12 protein-coding genes are annotated in these 16,058 nt (G+C 72.9%); 5 read left to right on the plus strand and 7 right to left on the minus strand.

Annotation, left to right across the window (positions count from 1 at the left end):
* Nucleotides 1-4: 4 nt before the first annotated feature.
* Genes ABZ459_RS49895 through ABZ459_RS49910 form a run of 4 tightly spaced genes read right to left on the minus strand, consistent with a single transcriptional unit; the run spans nucleotide 5 to nucleotide 4,120 of the window.
* Complete coding sequence (locus ABZ459_RS49895) at nucleotides 5-811, minus strand: carbohydrate ABC transporter permease (RefSeq protein ID WP_357987629.1); 807 nt, start codon at nucleotides 809-811, stop codon at nucleotides 5-7.
* The gene (locus tag ABZ459_RS49900; RefSeq protein ID WP_357987632.1) at nucleotides 808-1,665 is read right to left on the minus strand and encodes a sugar ABC transporter permease; all 858 of its coding nucleotides are present in this window, start codon (nucleotides 1,663-1,665) and stop codon (nucleotides 808-810) included. Before ABZ459_RS49900 ends, ABZ459_RS49895 begins: the two co-directional genes overlap by 4 nt.
* A complete protein-coding gene (locus ABZ459_RS49905) occupies nucleotides 1,662-2,900 on the minus strand; it encodes an extracellular solute-binding protein (RefSeq protein WP_357987635.1) in 1,239 nt (412 codons plus the stop codon). The genes ABZ459_RS49900 and ABZ459_RS49905 overlap by 4 nt, the downstream gene beginning before the upstream one ends.
* The gene (locus ABZ459_RS49910; protein ID WP_357987638.1) at nucleotides 2,894-4,120 is read right to left on the minus strand and encodes a beta-N-acetylglucosaminidase domain-containing protein; all 1,227 of its coding nucleotides are present in this window, start codon (nucleotides 4,118-4,120) and stop codon (nucleotides 2,894-2,896) included. The genes ABZ459_RS49905 and ABZ459_RS49910 overlap by 7 nt, the downstream gene beginning before the upstream one ends.
* Nucleotides 4,121-4,172: 52 nt before the next feature.
* Between ABZ459_RS49910 and ABZ459_RS49915 the strand changes: the two genes are divergently transcribed.
* Nucleotides 4,173-4,790 (plus strand): GNAT family N-acetyltransferase, encoded by a 618-nt coding sequence (locus ABZ459_RS49915; protein WP_357987641.1) that lies wholly within the window; start codon nucleotides 4,173-4,175, stop codon nucleotides 4,788-4,790.
* Here the strand turns inward: ABZ459_RS49915 and ABZ459_RS49920 are convergent.
* Genes ABZ459_RS49920 through ABZ459_RS49930 form a run of 3 tightly spaced genes read right to left on the minus strand, consistent with a single transcriptional unit; the run spans nucleotide 4,750 to nucleotide 8,191 of the window.
* Complete coding sequence (locus ABZ459_RS49920) at nucleotides 4,750-5,751, minus strand: BadF/BadG/BcrA/BcrD ATPase family protein (protein WP_357987644.1); 1,002 nt, start codon at nucleotides 5,749-5,751, stop codon at nucleotides 4,750-4,752. The genes ABZ459_RS49915 and ABZ459_RS49920 overlap by 41 nt on opposite strands.
* Entirely contained in the window at nucleotides 5,748-6,971 is a 1,224-nt protein-coding gene (locus ABZ459_RS49925) for a 6-phospho-beta-glucosidase (RefSeq protein ID WP_357987647.1), read from the minus strand. The genes ABZ459_RS49920 and ABZ459_RS49925 overlap by 4 nt, the downstream gene beginning before the upstream one ends.
* Complete coding sequence (locus tag ABZ459_RS49930) at nucleotides 6,968-8,191, minus strand: ROK family transcriptional regulator (RefSeq protein WP_357987650.1); 1,224 nt, start codon at nucleotides 8,189-8,191, stop codon at nucleotides 6,968-6,970. Before ABZ459_RS49930 ends, ABZ459_RS49925 begins: the two co-directional genes overlap by 4 nt.
* An 85-nt stretch (nucleotides 8,192-8,276) precedes the next feature.
* Here ABZ459_RS49930 and ABZ459_RS49935 point away from each other — a divergent pair, with 85 nt between their 5' ends.
* The 4 genes from ABZ459_RS49935 (at nucleotide 8,277) to ABZ459_RS49950 (ending at nucleotide 15,910) form a co-directional block, all read left to right on the plus strand.
* Nucleotides 8,277-10,607 carry a hypothetical protein gene (locus ABZ459_RS49935; protein WP_357987653.1) on the plus strand — a complete coding sequence of 777 codons (2,331 nt, stop codon included), beginning with the start codon at nucleotides 8,277-8,279 and terminating at the stop codon, nucleotides 10,605-10,607.
* 63 nt (nucleotides 10,608-10,670) lie between these two features.
* Nucleotides 10,671-10,808: a hypothetical protein gene (locus ABZ459_RS49940; protein ID WP_357987656.1), complete on the plus strand. Its 138-nt coding sequence runs from the start codon at nucleotides 10,671-10,673 to the stop codon at nucleotides 10,806-10,808.
* A gap of 315 nt (nucleotides 10,809-11,123) precedes the next feature.
* Nucleotides 11,124-15,656, plus strand: coding sequence for a class IV lanthionine synthetase LanL (lanL, locus tag ABZ459_RS49945; protein WP_357987659.1), 4,533 nt, complete (start codon nucleotides 11,124-11,126; stop codon nucleotides 15,654-15,656).
* 101 nt (nucleotides 15,657-15,757) lie between these two features.
* Nucleotides 15,758-15,910 (plus strand): hypothetical protein, encoded by a 153-nt coding sequence (locus tag ABZ459_RS49950; protein ID WP_357987662.1) that lies wholly within the window; start codon nucleotides 15,758-15,760, stop codon nucleotides 15,908-15,910.
* Nucleotides 15,911-16,058 lie beyond the last annotated feature (148 nt).

The following is a 16,058-nucleotide window of genomic DNA, read 5'->3' on the forward strand; positions in this document are numbered from 1 at the left end:
GGGCTTACTTCAGGCTGCCCGCCGTGATGCCGCTCACCACCTGACGGTTGAACACCACGTAGACCGCGATCATCGGCAGGGTGATGATCGACAGGGCCGAGAACAGCAGGCCGTAGTCGGTCACGTAGCGGCTGGAGAAGGCCAGCAGGCCGGTCGGGATCGTCTTGAGCGAGTCGTCCTGGATGTAGAGCAGGGCCAGCAGGAACTCGTTCCAGCAGGACAGCGCCGAGAACACGGCCACGGTCGCCAGCCCCGGCCGCAGCAGCGGCAGCGCGATCAGCAGGTAGACCCGCAGGTCGGAGGCGCCGTCGATGTGCGCGGCCTCGAACAGCTCCCGTGGCAGCGCGTCCAGGTAGACCTTGATCAGGTACGTGGCCAGCGGCAGCCCCATGGCCGTGTACGGGATGATCAGCGCCCACCGGGTGTCGCTCAGCGCCAGCTCGGTGAACATCGTGCTCTGGGCGATGAAGTACGACTGCAGCGGCAGCAGCAGCCCGAGCGCCAGCAGGCCCATGAGCAGCCCGCGCCCGCGGAAGTCGAAGCGGCTGAACGCGAACGCCGCCGCCGACGACAGCGCCAGGATCAGCAACACCGACACCGAGGTCACGATCACGCTGTTGAGCGCGTACCCGCCGATGCCGCCGACCTCCCACGCCTCGGCCCAGCGGCCGAAGTCCAGCGCCTCGGGCAGGGCGAACGGGTCGGCGAAGATCTGCGCGTTGGACTTGAAGCTGGAGGCCACCATCCACAGCAGCGGCAGGAAGAACGCCGCCGACACCACGGCCAGCAGCACGGTCGAGAGCCTTCTCATCGGGCCGACCTCCTGCGCAGGCGCATGAAGGCCAGCCCGATGAGCACGACGGCCGCGGTCATCAGCACCGCCATGGCCGAGCCGTAGCCGACCTCGCCGTCGCGGAAGACCACCCGGGTCAGGTAGGTGGTGGGGATCTCCGTCGCGTTGTACGGCCCGCCGCCCGTCATGACGTAGAACAGGTCGAACGTCTGGAAGCCGCCCGTGACGCAGAGCAGCAGGCAGACCTCGACCGCGTCCCTGATCATCGGCACCTTGATCCGGCGGAAGATGGCCGGCTCACCGGCGCCGTCGAGGCGGGCGGCCTCGACCACGTCCGACGGGATCTGGGCGAAGGCGGCGTAGAAGATCGCCATGTAGAAGCCGGCGTACACCCAGCCGGAGACGACGCAGACGGCGAGCAGCGCCGTGCTCTCGTCGCCCAGCCAGACCCCGCCCGGCACGCCGACGAGCTCCAGCAGCGCGTTGACCAGGCCGAAGTCGGCGTTGTAGACGAACGCCCAGAGCACGGCCACGACCACCATCGGCAACATGACCGGGGTGAAGAGGGCGACGCGGAACCAGGGCGCCCCGCCGCGCCGGGTGACCAGCAGCCCGGCGAGGACGAGGCCCACGGCGACCTCCAGGACGATGGTCACCAGAATGTAGATGCCGACATGGACGAACGAATCCAGAAAAATCGTGTCCTGGGCTGCTCTGAGGAAATTGTCGAGGCCGACGAACTCCATCGGCCCGAAACCGGTCCACTCTGTCAGGCTGAACGCCCCGGTCGCCAGCGCGGGCACCAGCACCGCGAAGCCGAACACCAGCAGCGCCGGGGCGGCGAACAGGTACGGCGTGAGCTTGCGTCTCATCCCGCGACGGCCAGCGCTTCCTTGGGAGACTTCACCCCGCCGAGCACCGCGGCCAGCGCGCGGTAGAGCGCGTCGGCGCGCTTGAGGTCATAGCCGGTGTCCGGCGGGGAGACCACGGTTCTGGCGTCGGCCAGCAGGTCGTTGAGCCGGGTGGTGCGCGCGTCGATCTGCCCGGCGCCCTCCGCCCTGGCCTGGGGCACCGTGCCCGCCTTGACGAACGCGGCGGCGTTGGCGGGGGAGTTCAGCAGCGCCAGGAACTCGGCCGACTCCTTGACCTTCTTGCTCCTGGCGTTGATCACGTAGCCGGTGACGACGCCGATCACGCTGTCCTGGTCGCCGGCGCCGCCGGTCATCGCCGGCAGGTTGACGTAGTCGAAGTCCAGCTTCGGGGCCTCGTCCAGGGCCCAGCTGACCAGCCACGCCCCGATCGGGTGCATGGCGGCCTTGCCCTGGAAGAACAGCTGCGCGCCCTCGTTGTCGTTGGCGGCGTTGGCGCTGCTGTTGACGCACTTGTGGTCGTGCAGCTGGGCCACGTAGCCGAGCGCGCGTTCCCAGGCGGGGTCGGTCATGGGGGACTTGCCCGACAGCACGTCCTGGTAGGACTGCTCGCCGACGACCCGGGAGACCAGGTGGGACAGCCAGTTGCCGGCGGCCCACAGGTCCTTGTTGCCCGAGGCGATCGGGGTGACGCCCCTGGCGTTGAGCGTGTCGCAGGCCGTGAGCAGCTCCTCGAACGTCCTGGGCGGTCGCACGCCGGCGTCGGCCAGGATCTTGGTGTTGTACCAGAGGACGTTGGTGACGTCGGCCGCGAACGGCACCATGACCGTCTTGCCGTCGACCGTGGTGCGCTTGTACGCCTCGTCCGGGATGAGGCCCTTGAGGGGGCCTGTGGTGACTTGGGAGGAGATGTCGGCGGCGAAGCCGTCCTTGACCCGGGTGCGCAGGCGGTCGCCCGCCCACTCGAAGTAGACGTCGGGCGCCTGCCGGCCGTTGAGCAGGTTCTGCAGGCCGATGGTCTGGTAGAGGTCGTCCTCCTGGAAGTTGAGCTCGACCTTGGCGCCCGGGTGTGTCTTCTCGTACTGGGCCGCGACGTCCTTCCACACCTTGATCTGCTCCTCGCCGGGGGAGCTCATCGCGATCCGTAACACTTTGTCGGTGGCCGCGCTCTGCCCGCCGCCACCGCAGGCCGACACCAGCAGCATCAGGGCGAGCGCCCCGGCCGTCCTGTTCACCATGAGAACTCCTCGAGACAGTCGCCGAACACCCGCTTGGGTGCGGGGCGACGGGGGTGCGGTCGTACGTTCTGACGAGCGGTGGCCAGCAGCGCCAGCGCGCCCCGCTCGAACTCCTCCAGCCAGGGCCGGGCCTCCGCCACCAGCGCGCTGCGCCGCACCGGCCCGCGCAGCAGGTGCTCGGCCGCGGCCAGCAGCTCCCGCGCGTGTTCGGCCAGCAGCCGGTCGGCCGCCACGGCGTCGCCGGACTCGCGCTCGAACGCCCACTGCTCCAGCACCCCCGTGAGCCTGGGCGCGTCGTACGGCTCCAGGCAGGAGCCGCGCACGTTGTCGGCGAAGAGCCGGTAGGCGGCCAGATCCGCGCCGTCTCCGACGACGTCGGCCAGGGCCCGCTGCCAGCTCTCCTCCGGGTCGTAGCCCTCCGGGTCGCGCAGGTAGTCGGCGACCGTGGCGAAGGCGATCTTCGAGGACTCGTAGAGCTCCATGCCGTTGGCCACGACACCGGTCGCGAACCGGTACAGGTGCCGGTCCCTGCCCCGGTACGGGCCGATGTGCAGCTCGTGGCCCATCGCGACGTCGTTGACCGGGTAGTTGTCCCAGTAGAGCGGGGCCCGGTTCAGCGTGCGGGTGACGGCGGCGGCGTCGGCCAGGTCGATGGTGGCCGAGCAGATGCTCCGGCCGGTCCAGAACAGGTCGATCCGGGCGTCGATCAGGCTGAGGGCCCGTACGTACGGGTCGTCGCCGGTGCCGCAGTAGACGGTGGGGCAGACGATCAGCCGTCCGGTGCGCGCGAAGACGGCCTCGATGAGCGCGACCTGCGCGGCGGCGAGGTCGTCGAAGGCGGCGGCGTCCCGCGGGTGCCGCAGCCGCAGGGGGATGTCGTCGAGCAGCAGCCCCACGCCTGCGGCCCCGGCCTCCATGGCCCGCTCGAACGCCACGCACAACGCCTGGACGTCGCCGGCGTCGGAGTAACGCAGTGACAGGCCGGGCGAGAGGCAGTGGATGACGTCCACCCCCGCCTGCCTGCCGCGCGCGGCCAGCTCGCCCAGCCCCTGCACGCCGGCCTCCCGCCACGACGGCCGGTCGGCCTTGGGAGCGTGGACGTAGGTGTTCATGCCCCGGGCGCCGAGGAAGCCGAGCAGGTCGAGCCGCTGCTCGTGACTCCATGGGCGGCCGTAGAACCCTTCGATGACCCCGCGGACCGCAAAGCCTGCTGACTTCATGAAGACAGTAAAGAGTCTTTATCTCATCTAGGCAAGAGTCTTTACTAGACTCATGAGAATCAGGACATACCGACCGGGCGACGAACCGGCTCTGTACGAAGTCTGCCTGCGCACCGGCCTCGACGGCCAGGACGCCTCAGCCGTCTACCCGACGCCACACCTGCTGGCGGACGTCTACGTGGGCCCCTACCTGGCCCTGCAGCCGTCCCTGGCCTGGGTGCTCGACGACGGCTCCGGCGACGGGCCGGGCGGGCCCGGGGGATACGTGCTCGGGGCCCTGGACACGCGGGCCTTCGAGGCCGACTGCGAACGCCTGTGGTGGCCGGCGCTGCGCGCGCGGTACCGGCACGTCACCGAGCCCGAACGCTGGCTGGCCGACCACCTGGCCGCCCCCCGCCCGGCCCCCGCCGAGGTCGTCGCCGGCCACCCCTCGCACCTGCACATCGACCTGCTGCCCCGCCTGCAGGGCGCGGGCTGGGGGAGCAGGCTGATCGCCACGCTCCTCCAGGCCCTCGACGAACGCGGCTCCCGGGGCGTCCACCTGGGCGTCTCCGCGCGGAACACCCGGGCCGTGGCGTTCTACGCCAAGCTCGGCTTCACCGAGCTCAAGCGGGAGGACTCGGTCGTGTTCATGGGAATGACGGCCGCCGAGTGGCGAATCCGGCTCTGAGCCGCCGCTCCACCGCCTCGGACGTCGCGCCGAGGCGGTCCAGCCCGTGCAGGGCCGACCCCACGATCGGCGGCGCGTCCAGCACCCGGACGTCCACCCCGGGCAGCCCCTTGCCGATCCGGGCCAGCAGCCGGGCGTCCCGGCCGGTCAGCACCCCGCCCCCGAGCACGACGGGCACGCTCACCTCGCCCCAGTCCAGCCGCTCGATCGCCGCGCCGGCCCAGGCGGCGACCTCGTCGCCCAGGCGCTCCACCAGCGAGACGGCGACGGCGTCCCCTCGTCCCGCCACCTCGAACAGCACCGGCACCAGCTCGTGCAGCCGTTCCTCGGGCAGGTGTCCGAGGTGGAAGCCCACGCACACCGAGGTGACGTCCGGCATGCCGAAGCGGGCGGCCGCGGCCTCGCGCAGCAGGGTGCGCGGTCCGCGGCCGTCCTCGTCGCGCACGGCCCACCACAGCACCTCCTCGCCCAGCCATTCCCCGCCGCCCCAGTCGCCCGAGCGCCGTCCCAGCGCCGGCCACCGCGCGACCTGGCCGCCGGGGCCGCGCGCCACGCAGTTCATCCCGCCGCCGCACACCACCGCCACGCCGTACGGCACGCCCGCCCCCGCCCGCAGGATCGCGAAGGTGTCGTTGTCCACGGTGACCTCGGGCGCCCACCGCCGCGCCTCGACGGCCCGCTGCAGGATCTCCTGCTCGACCGGCAGGTCGCAGTGCGCCAGGAACGCCGACACCCGCTCGGCCGCGAACCCGCCGCGGGCGCTCTCCCGGTGCGGGTCCGCCTGCCGTGCGGCCGCCGCCGCGAGGTCGGCGAGCAGGCCGATCGCGGCGGGAAGCCGCGGCCCGTGCGGCTGGAACCCGCCGCCGCGCACCCAGGCGAGCAACTCGCCGTCGGCGCCGACCAGCGCCACGTCGGTCTTGCTGTTGCCCGCGTCGATCGCCAGGACCGCAGCCCCGGTCACGAGGCCCAGACCTGGTGGGCCGCGAGCAGCCGGTCGGCGAGCTCCTGCGCCAGGTCGTACTGCCCCACCAGCGGATGGGCCAGCAGCGCCGCCTCCACATGCGCCCGGTCAGGGCAGGCCGCCGCCCGCACCGCCAGCTCCTCGTACGCGCTGACGTGCGCGATCAGCCCCGCCTGCAAGGGCTCCACCGCCGGCACGGCCAGCGGCACGGCACCGGCGGCGGTGATCCGCGCCGGCGTCTCGATCACCGCCGAAGCGGGCAGGAAGGGCAAGGTGCCCTCGTTGCGGACGTTGACCACCTGGACATCCCCCCGATCATGGAGCAGCGAGGCGAGCAGGTCGACCGCGGCCGTCGAGTAGAACGCGCCGCCCCGCTGCTCCAGGAGCTCCGGCTTGTCGTCCAGCGTCGGGTACATCGCCAGCAGCCGCCGCTCCAGCTCCAGCACCTCCTGCGCCCGCGTCGGACGTCCGAGCTGCTCGGCCACCACCTGGTCGTGGGCGTAGAAGAAGCGCAGGTAGTAGGAGGGCACGACGCCCAGCGCGGTGATCAGCTCGGCGGGCAGCTCGCACTCCCCGGCCAGCTCGGCGACGTGCCGCTCGATCAGCCCGGGCAGCACGTCGACCCCGTCCACCCACGCCGAACGCTCCCACGACAAGTGGTTGAGCCCGACATGTCCCAGTGTGAGCTCCGAGGGCGCGCAGCCGTGCAGCCGGGCGAACAGCCGCTGGAACCCGATGGCCACGTTGCACAGGCCGACGGCCCGATGACCGGAGTCGAGCAGCGCGCGGGTGACGAGCCCGACGGGGTTCGTGAAGTCGATCAGCCAGGCGGCGGGGGCGAGGACGCGGACCCGTTCGGCGATGCGCAGCACTTCGGGAACGGTCCGCAGGGCCTTGGCCAGGCCGCCCGCGCCGGTGGTCTCCTGGCCGACGCAGCCGCACTCCAGCGGCCAGGTCTCGTCGCCGTGCCGCGCTCGCTGGCCGCCGACGCGTAACTGCAGCAGCACGGCGTCCGCGCCTTCGACGGCGTCGTCCAGGACGGTGGTGAGCCGGACGCGTCCCGCCCTGCCGCGCAGCATGCGGGTGGCCAGGCCGCCGACGACGGCCAGGCGTTCCTGGTCGGGGTCCATGAGGACGAGTTCGTCCAGCTCCAGGGCGGCCAGGCCGCCGGCGAGCTCGGGTGTGTAGGTGGAGCCGCCCCCGACGACGGTGACCTTCATCGGGCCTCCGCCCCGGAACCGGCGGCCTTCGCCGCCCCTGAGACCTTGGCCGCGGCCGAGATGCGGCGGGTGGCGACCGACTCCCTGAGCAGGCGCGTGCCGTGGGCCAGGCCGCCGGTCAGCACGGGGGCGTTGCCGAGCGCCGAGACCTGGACGGTGGGCGGGTGGCGCAGCATGCCCGCCAGCGCGGCGCTGATCTCCGGCAGGATGCTCGCGCAGGCCAGCCCGATGCCCCCGCCGAGCACGACCAGTTCGACGTCGGCGACCCGGGAGATGGTGGCGATCCGCAGCGCGATCCGCCGGGCCTCTTCGGCGACGATGGCCGAGGCCAGCCCGTCTCCCCTGGACGCGGCGGCGAAGATGGCCTCGGGGGTGGCGTCGAGCCGCAGCGCGGTGTCGCCGTCGCGCAGACCTGCGGCGATCCAGGCGCGGGCCCATTTCATCAGCGCGTCCCCCGAAGGGCTGTCGGGCAGCTCGTCCTCGCCGGGCGCGGGGTCGTCGACCTCGCCGGCGGCCCCGCGATGCCCTCGATGGGCCCGGTTCCCCAGGATCAGCCCGGCCCCGACGCCGGCGCCGATGGACAGGAACGCGAAGTCGGCGACCCCCTGCCCGGCGCCCAGGGCGTGCTCGCCGATGACCGCCAGGTTGACGTCGGTCTCGACCTCGGCGGGCACGCCGAGCGCGGCCTCCAGCCCGGACCGGATCGCCATGCCCTCCAGCGCGGGCCGGTTGCTCTGCCGGATGACCCCCTCCTCGGGGTCCACCACGCCCGGCACCCCGGCCGCGACCAGCTCGATCCCCCCGCTCCGCGCCGCCGGGCCGCCGGGGGACAGGGTGTCGCGGACGGCCACGGCGGCGCGCAGGATCGTCGCCGGGTCGGAGTCGTCGATGCGTTCGTCGTGCCTGGCCAGCATCGTGCCGCGCAGGTCGCACAGCGCGCCGCGGACGAAGCGGGTGCCGATGTCCAGGGCCAGGACGTGGGCCAGGGTGTGGACCGGCTCGAAGTAGACGGCGCCGTAATGCATCTCGCCGGGTGGCTCGGCCTGGCGGACCAGACCGGCGGAGGCGAGGAGGTCGAGGGCGTTGGCCACCGTCGGCTTGGTCATGCCGGTGCGGCGGCTCACCTCGGCCCGTGAGATCGGCGGGTCGGCTCGAATGGCCTCCAGGACCACGGATGCGTTGATCTCGCGCAGGGTGGTGAGCGTCGCATGCTGGGACATGGCCCGAATTCTAGTAAAGACTCTTGCCCGGATGCAATAAAGACTCTTTACTGTATCTCGCAGCCCCCTCATCCGGAGGAACCCCATGGCACGACTCCAGAACCTCCTGCTCGCCGCGACCGTCGCGCTCGGCGCGGGACCGGCCGTCACCGCCGCACCCGCGTCGGCCGCCACGGTCGTCGAACCCTTCGTCCTCCAGGTCGGCGCCACGCTGCCGGCTCTGCCAGGCAAGATCACCGCACTCGCCGCCGGCCCTGGTGGCGTCGTCGCCGCCGCCCACGACAAGGGCCTGGCGCTGTACGCCGCCGGCGCCTGGACCTCCCTGTCGGCCACCGCCGCCCACAAGGTCGTCTGGCGCGGCGACGACCTCGTCGCCCTCACCGCCGGCGGCCTGCTGACGATCAGGAACGCGGCGAAGGCGGGCCGGCAGGCGGGGGAGGGCGACGACCGGGCCGACCCCGCCAAGGGCGGCGCCGATCGGCTGCCGCCGGGCGTCGATCCGGCCACGGCCCTGCTGCTCGGCGGTGACGACGTGATCCTCGTCCAGGGCGACCGCCTCTACCGCAAGGGCCCCGGCGGCTCGTGGCGTCCCGACCGGCTGCCCGGACAGGCCACCGCCGCCGCCCGCGCCGGATCCGGGGCCGTCGCCGTCGCCACCGCCACCGGCGTCTTCGAGCAGACCGGCCGGTCGTGGGGCCAGATCTCACCCGCCCCCGGCACCACCCACCTGGCCTACGACTCCAAGGGCCGCCTCTGGCTGGCCGGCCCCACCGGCCTCACGCTCCGGGACGGCGCCACCCTCAAGCAGTACGGCCCCGCCGAAGGGCTGCCCATGCTCGGCTTCACCGCGATCGCCCCCGGCGCCGGCGGCGACGTCTGGCTCGGCACGGCCAAGGGCGCCGTGCACTTCGACGGAGTCACCTGGGAGTACCGGCAGGGCCGCCGCTGGCTGCCCGACGACACGGTCGCCGCGATCGCCGTGGACAAGAACGCCAACGCCTACTTCGGCACCGCCACGGCCGCCGGCGTCATCGAGGCCCGCCGTACCACGCTGGAGGACAAGGCGGCCGTCTACGAGCAGGCCATCGACGCCCGGCACAAGCGCACCCCGTACGGCTTCGTCGAGGGCATCGGGCTGGCCAGGCCGGGCGACCTGACCCAGTACGGCCAGGGCGCCAGCGACAACGACGGCCTCTGGACGGGCATGTACGGCGCGGCCGAGGCGTTCAGGTACGCCGCCACCAAGGACGGCACGGCCAAGGCCAACGCGCGCAAGGCGTTCGAGGCGCTGAAGTTCCTCGGCGACGTCACCCAGGCGGGCACCAACCCGGCGCCCAAGGGCTTCATCGCCCGCACGATCCTGGAGACCACGGCGACCGACCCCAACATCAAGGACGACGAGCAGCACGACCGCGACAAGCAGAAGGGCGACGCGTACTGGAAGATCCTGGTCCCGCGCTGGCCCAAGAGCGCCGACGGCAAGTGGTTCTGGAAGACCGACGCCAGCTCGGACGAGCTGGTCGGCCACTACTTCCTCTACGCGCTCTACTACGACCTGGTCGCGACCGGCGCGGAGAAGGACGAGGTGGCGGGGGTCGTCACCAGGCTCACCGACCACCTGATCGACCACGACTTCTCGCTGGTCGACCATGACGGCAAGCCCACCCGCTGGGGCTTCTTCAACCCGAAGGAGCTCAACGGCAACCCGTGGCGGAGGGAGGAACGCGGCCTCAACAGCCAGACGATCATTACCTTCCTCACCATCGCCCAACATGTCGCGAAAAATCCAGAAAAATACGCGCAGGCCAAGGCCAAGCTCATCGACGAGCACGGCTACGACCTGAACACCCAGCAGCCCAAGATCACCCCGGGCGTCGGCGGCGGCAACCAGTCCGACGACGAGATGGCCTTCATGAACTACTACCACCTGCTCCGCTACGAGCAGGACGCCGGCCTGAAGGCCACCTGGGCCCGCTCCCTCTACGACTACTGGCAGCAGGAGCAGTACGAGCTCAACCCGTTCTTCAACTTCATCGCCGGCGTCACCCTGAAGGACCAGGTCTGGACCGACGCCTACGGCCCCTTCCCCCTGGAGATGAACGGGCCCTGGCTGCAGCAGTCGATCGACACCCTGAAGCGCTTCCCGATCAACATGATCGACTGGAAGCAGAGCAACAGCCAGCGCCTCGACATCGTCAACCTCGGCCGGCACATCCGGCCCGACGCCGACCCGAAGAAGCTCGGCATGCTCCGCAGCGGCACCGTGCTGCCGATCGACGAGCGGGTGATCAGCCACTGGAACCACGACCCGTACAAGCTGGACCAGGGCGGCGACGGCTACGGCGAGAACGACGGCACCTCGTACCTGCTTCCGTACTGGATGGGCCGGTACCACGGGTTCATCGCCGAGAAGTGAGCCGTCCGCGAGGCGCAGGTGGCCACATGTGAGCCACAAGGTGGGTGCTGAACAGTCGTCCGCATGGAACTCGACATCTTCGCCTTGGACATGCTGCCCGCCCAGGAGGAAGCCCAGCTCTCCGGTTGCATGATGAGCTGCGGGTTCACCGGCTGCGGAAGGACCGTGGTGGAGGGGCTGGTGATGTTCGACGTGTATTGACGGCCGCGGCGCCGGAAAGGCGCCTCCATCCGGCGGTGACGGTTCCGCCGTCTCCCGCCTGACAGTGAAGCCCGCGCGCCGATCCCGGCGCGCGGGCTTCCGTCGGTTCCGGACACCCTCACCACGGCCCTGAGCTGAGCCTTCCCGGCCGCCGTCCGCGGCGGCCCGCAGAACCTTGGAATCACTTGTGGCGACTGGCCGCCCTGGACGACCCCGACGGCCCAGGCCGCCGAGCCCGGCCACAAGCCGGCCACAACTCGTCGCCATACCTTCCTCCCAGGTCGAGTGAACAGATGTGAGGACGGAAGTGAGCCCATGGACAACGGAGAGCGCCCCGAGGGGGATCGTTTCCTGCTCCAGGACGTCGCCAGGGCGGCACTGGCACGGGCGACCGGGCAGCAGCCGACCGGGCAGGCGGCGATCGCCGGCTGGGAGATCCACCCCGGCACTCCGTGGACCTACGTGACCCCGGCGGACTCCGTCCAGCGGGCGCAGGGCTGGAAGCTGCACGTGTCGGCCACCCCGCTGTCGGCGCCCCTCGTGCTGACCCGGGTCGTCGGCGTGCTGAGCCGCCACCGGTGCGCGTTCAAGTTCGCCTCCGGCCTTCAGGAGGTGACCGGACTCCTCTCCCGTGAGACCCCGCGCGGCTCGGTCGGCAAGTTCGTCACCGTGTACCCGCCGGACGACCGGGCCGCCGCGGCGATCGCCGAGGATCTGCACGCGGCCACCTACGCCCTGAGCGGGCCGCCGATCCTGTCCGACCGCGCCTACCGGACGGGAAGTCTCGTCCACTACCGCTACGGGGTGTTCGCCGCCCCGAGCGAACTCGGCCACGACGGCACCTACGTCTCCCGGCTGACCGCGCCCGACGGCACCAAGGAGATCGACCGGCGTGAGGCGTGGTACTCCCCGCCGGCGTGGGCGGCGTGCCCCTTCGAGCCGGAACAGGCGCCGTCGCGGGCGGCCCGCCCGGAGCAGGTGCTGCTCGCCGGCCGGTTCGTGGTGCGCAAGGCCATCCGGCACAGCGCCAAGGGCGGTGTGTTCCTGGCCGAGGACCGGCACGAGGGGGGAGAGGTGGTCATCAAGCAGGCCCGCCCCCACCTCGGCGCGTCGATCGACGGGCGCGACATGCGTGACCTGCTCCGTCACGAGGCGCACATGCTCGACCTGTTCGCCCCGCCGGGCGTCACGGCGCGCAAGGTGGCTCTCTTCGAGCAGGACGGCAACCTGTTCCTGGCGCAGGAACTGCTGCCCGGGACCGCGCTGAGCACCTGGGCCGGCGAGCACCGCCGCGCCGGTTCCGACGCGGCGTGGCTGGAGGTCGTCCTGCGCCTGTCCAGAAGCCTGGTGGCGCTGGTCTCCACCGTGCACGGCCAGGGGTACGTGCTGCGCGATCTGACGCCGAACAACGTCATGATCACCCCCGAGCACGAATGCCGGCTGATCGACCTGGAACTGGCCGCCGTCCCCGGTACGGCCGTCCAGCGGAGCTTCACGCCGGGCTACGCGGCTCCCGAGCAGCGGGCCGCGGCCGTGCACGCGCCCGCGCCCGGTGGCGCCGTCGACCTGTACGCGCTGGGCGCGACGCTGTACCACCTGTGCACCGCGTCCACGCCGATGCTGCTGGACGACGAGCCCCCCGGCGGGCGGTCACGGGACGCGCGGCTGGCCACGCTGGTCGGCGTCGCCGTCGGCGGTGATCCCGTGGCGACCGCGATGGCGCCCCTGCTGCTCGGCCTGATGGCGGAGCACCCCGAGGAGCGGTGGGACCTGCGCCGGGCGGAGGAGTTCCTGGCCGAGATGTCCGGACGCGACGTGCCGTCCGTGGCGGCCGACGTCCGCCGCCTGGACGTGTCCGGGCAGGATCGCCTCCTCCGGGACGGCATCGCCTACCTGCGGCACGCGATGTCGCCGGAGGCGCTCGCCGCCCCCGGCCCCGCGGGCGCCCTGTGGCCCGCCTCCGGGTTCGGGGCGACGGCCGATCCGTGTGCCGTCCAGTACGGCTCGGCGGGGGTGCTCCACCTGCTGGCGTCCGTCCTCCGGGCGGATGACCGGGCGCTCACCCCGCAGGCGCGGGCCGACGCCGGCACGGTCCTGCGGGAGGCCGCGGCCTGGACGATCCGCCGTCTGGAGGGTGAACACCGGCCGTCCCCCGGCCTGTACTTCGGCCGGGCCGGCATCGCCTGGGGCCTGTTCGAGGCGGGACGCCGGCTCGGTGACGACGCCGTGCGCGCCGCGGGCGTCGAGATGGCGCTCACCCTGCCGGTGACCTGGCCGAACCCGGACGTGTGCCACGGCCTGGCCGGTACGGGGCTGGCCCTGCTGCACTTCTGGCGGGAGACGGGCGAGGCCCGCTTCGGCGAGCGCGCAGGTGAGTGCGCCGACGCCCTGCTGAAGGCGGCCCGGCACACCGCCGGTGAGGTGCTGTGGCCCGTCCCCGGCGACTTTGACTCCACGCTGGCCGGCCTCGTGCACTACGGCTTCGCCCACGGGGTCGCGGGGATCGCGACGTTCCTGCTGGCCGCCGGCGCCGCGCTGGATCGCGCGGACTGCCTGGAGACCGCCGTGGCGGCGGGGGAGACGCTGCTGGCCGCGGCGGAACACCGCGACGGGACGGCCTGGTGGCCGGACTCTCCCGGCGGCGGCGGCGGGATTCCTCACTGGTGCAGCGGATCGTCGGGGATAGGGACGTTCCTCGTCCGCCTGCACGTGGCCACCGGCGACCCGCGATTCCGGCAGGCCGCCGAGGGCGCCGCCGCCACCGTGTACGCCCGGCGCCTGGCCTCGGGCACCTCGGCCTGCCACGGTTTGGCCGGTGACGGGCAGTTCCTGCTCGACCTGGCCGGCTTCCTGGACGAGCCCGGCTACCGGGCGCAGGCCGAGGAACTGGCCGCGGTCCTGTGGAGCCGTGCCGTCGTGCGCGGCGGGTCGCTGGTGACGCCGGACGAGGGAGGGGCGGCGACGGGCGTCGGCTGGAACACCGGGCTGGCGGGCGTCCTGAGCTTCCTGGACAGGCTCCGGCACGGCGGGCCCCGCCCCTGGACGGCGGACGGCGTTCCCGGGGGGGCACGCCCGATGAGCAACACCGCCGCGGAGGAGGGCCACCTGCCCGACGTCACCCGCATCAACTTCCGGTTCTCCGGGGACGGCCGGTACGCCGCCTGCCTCGCCCGGCGGGGCCGCGGCCACCTCGTCCCGGAGGTATGGGACGTCGCCGGAGCACGCTCGCGCACCCTCCGCACCCGCGCCGGTGAGACCTCGACGAGCGTGCCGACGCCCACGGACGGCGGCGACGTGCTGCTGTGCCGCGCCGGGGCCGACGCGCACCGCCTGACGCTGGTCACCGCGCCGCCCCGCGAGGACGGGGACGCCGAGGAACAGGAGCTGGCGGTCTTCCGCGGCGGCGTGGTCAGGGTCGTGGCGGGCGTGGCTCCGGGGACCGCCGCCCTGGTGCTGGCCACCGGCGCCGACGGGCGTACCTCGGTGTGGCGCCTGTCCGGGCGGGCGGAACGCCCGGAGCGGATCGCCACGGCGCCGCACCCGGTCAGGGGTGGGATCTGGCTCGACGAGGCCGGCCGGCGGCTCGCCCTGACCAGGGCCGGGACCGGGCCGGCCACCGTGGTCCTGGACACCTCGAACGGCGCACTCACCCCGCTGCCCGGCCCGGCGGGCGACGAGTACGTCCTGCTGGCGGCGCCCGGCGCGGGCGTGCTGCTGACGGCCGTGCGCCGCGAGGGCGCGTACCGCCTGGGCGTCCGCGACCGCGACGACGACGGGCCCACCCGCCACCCCGAGCGGCTGAACGCCTTCGACGGCGAGGTGACGCCGCTGGCGCTGAACCCCTCGGGACGGCGGCTGGCCCTCGCGGTCAACCGCCGCACCCGCTCCCACCTCGTCCTGCACGACCTGGCCGAGGACGCCGGCGCCGAGGCCGGCCTGCCCGCCGGGGTGATCCATCCGGCCGCCCGCTGGAACACCGGCGGCCTGCACCTCGTCCACAGTGCGCCCGACCGCCCTGCCGGCCTGGTCGACCTCGCCGGCTGTTCCGTGTCGCGTCCGCCGGCGGCGATCCGGCCGTCCCCGGCCCGGGTGCTGTCCTGGCCGGGGGCGGCGGGGCCGATCGAGGCGATCGTGTACGGCGATCCCGCGGCCAGTCGCCGGGTGGTGGTCGCGCTGCACGGCGGCCCCGAGGCCGCCTGGCGGTTCGCCCACGAACCGCTCTTCCAGCGCCTGTCCGGGGCGGGCATCGCCGTCGTCGCGCCCAACCAGCGCGGCAGCACCGGCTACGGAGCCGCCCACCGTGACGCCATCCGCGACGCCTGGGGCGGCCCCGACCTCGCCGACGTCCTCGCCCTCGGCCGCGCTCTGGCCGGCGCCCGCGGCCCCGGCGAACCGCGGCCGATGTTGTACGGGGCCAGCTATGGCGCGTACCTCGCGCTGCTGGCCTGCGCCGCCCAGGCGGACCTCTGGTCCAGCGCCGCGGTCGTCGCGCCCTTCCTGTCCGGACGGCAGCTGTACGAGGACGGTCCGCCCCCGGTGCGCGCCCTGCTGGACCGGCTCGGCGGACGCACCGACATCGACGACGAGCTCGGCCCCCGCGACCTGCTGCGGCTCGCCGGCCGCATGCGGCTGCCGCTGCTCATCGTGCACGGCGAGGACGACCCGATCATCCCCGTCGAGCACTCCCGCCGTCTGTACGCGCGCCTGCGCGCGGCCCGGTGGCCCGAGGGCGCCGCACCGGCCTATCTGGAGGTCCCCGGCGGGGGCCACGACCTGCAGCACGACGTCCGCGACACCGTGGCCCTGGACCGCGTCGTCGGCTTCCTGCGCGCCGGACCAGGCGCGTAGCTCACCGGCTCGGCCGGTACGGATTCGCTCCGGGACCGGCCGTGAAATGGGGCGCCGCGCGAGGCGGCCGCCCGCTCACCACCATAGGGAAGGGAATTGCCATGGAGCTGAACGTCTCCGCCCTGGACATGCTGCCGACCGCCGACGAGGCCGGCCTCATGTACTGCGACATGACCTGCTTCGACGTGAGCGTCAACTGCGGCGGGTCCACCATGAACACCCAGACCATCACCACCACCGGTGGCTGGTACTGAGCCGTCCGGACGCCCACGGCGTTCCGGGTGATGACCGGACGGACAGCTGAATGAGGTGCGGGGGGGGGGGGCCGCCCCCGCCGCCCCCCCCCGCCGCCCGCCGGGTGTGGGGGAGGTAAAAACCAAGTACTAAAAAAAAAAAAACAAC

The sequence above is a fragment of the Nonomuraea sp. NPDC005692 genome, assembly GCF_040631115.1.
Classification (GTDB): domain Bacteria; phylum Actinomycetota; class Actinomycetes; order Streptosporangiales; family Streptosporangiaceae; genus Nonomuraea.

Excerpts from the sequence above, each read along its gene's own strand:
- lanL (WP_357987659.1), top strand. The coding sequence starts at position 11,124 with ATGGACAACGGAGAGCGCCCCGAGGGGGATCGTTTCCTGCTCCAGGAC.
- ABZ459_RS49905 (WP_357987635.1), bottom strand. The coding sequence starts at position 2,900 with ATGGTGAACAGGACGGCCGGGGCGCTCGCCCTGATGCTGCTGGTGTCG.
- ABZ459_RS49910 (WP_357987638.1), bottom strand. The coding sequence starts at position 4,120 with ATGAAGTCAGCAGGCTTTGCGGTCCGCGGGGTCATCGAAGGGTTCTAC.
- ABZ459_RS49895 (WP_357987629.1), bottom strand. The coding sequence starts at position 811 with ATGAGAAGGCTCTCGACCGTGCTGCTGGCCGTGGTGTCGGCGGCGTTC.
- ABZ459_RS49915 (WP_357987641.1), top strand. The coding sequence starts at position 4,173 with ATGAGAATCAGGACATACCGACCGGGCGACGAACCGGCTCTGTACGAA.
- ABZ459_RS49900 (WP_357987632.1), bottom strand. The coding sequence starts at position 1,665 with ATGAGACGCAAGCTCACGCCGTACCTGTTCGCCGCCCCGGCGCTGCTG.
- ABZ459_RS49930 (WP_357987650.1), bottom strand. The coding sequence starts at position 8,191 with ATGTCCCAGCATGCGACGCTCACCACCCTGCGCGAGATCAACGCATCC.
- ABZ459_RS49940 (WP_357987656.1), top strand. The coding sequence starts at position 10,671 with ATGGAACTCGACATCTTCGCCTTGGACATGCTGCCCGCCCAGGAGGAA.
- ABZ459_RS49950 (WP_357987662.1), top strand. The coding sequence starts at position 15,758 with ATGGAGCTGAACGTCTCCGCCCTGGACATGCTGCCGACCGCCGACGAG.
- ABZ459_RS49925 (WP_357987647.1), bottom strand. The coding sequence starts at position 6,971 with ATGAAGGTCACCGTCGTCGGGGGCGGCTCCACCTACACACCCGAGCTC.
- ABZ459_RS49935 (WP_357987653.1), top strand. The coding sequence starts at position 8,277 with ATGGCACGACTCCAGAACCTCCTGCTCGCCGCGACCGTCGCGCTCGGC.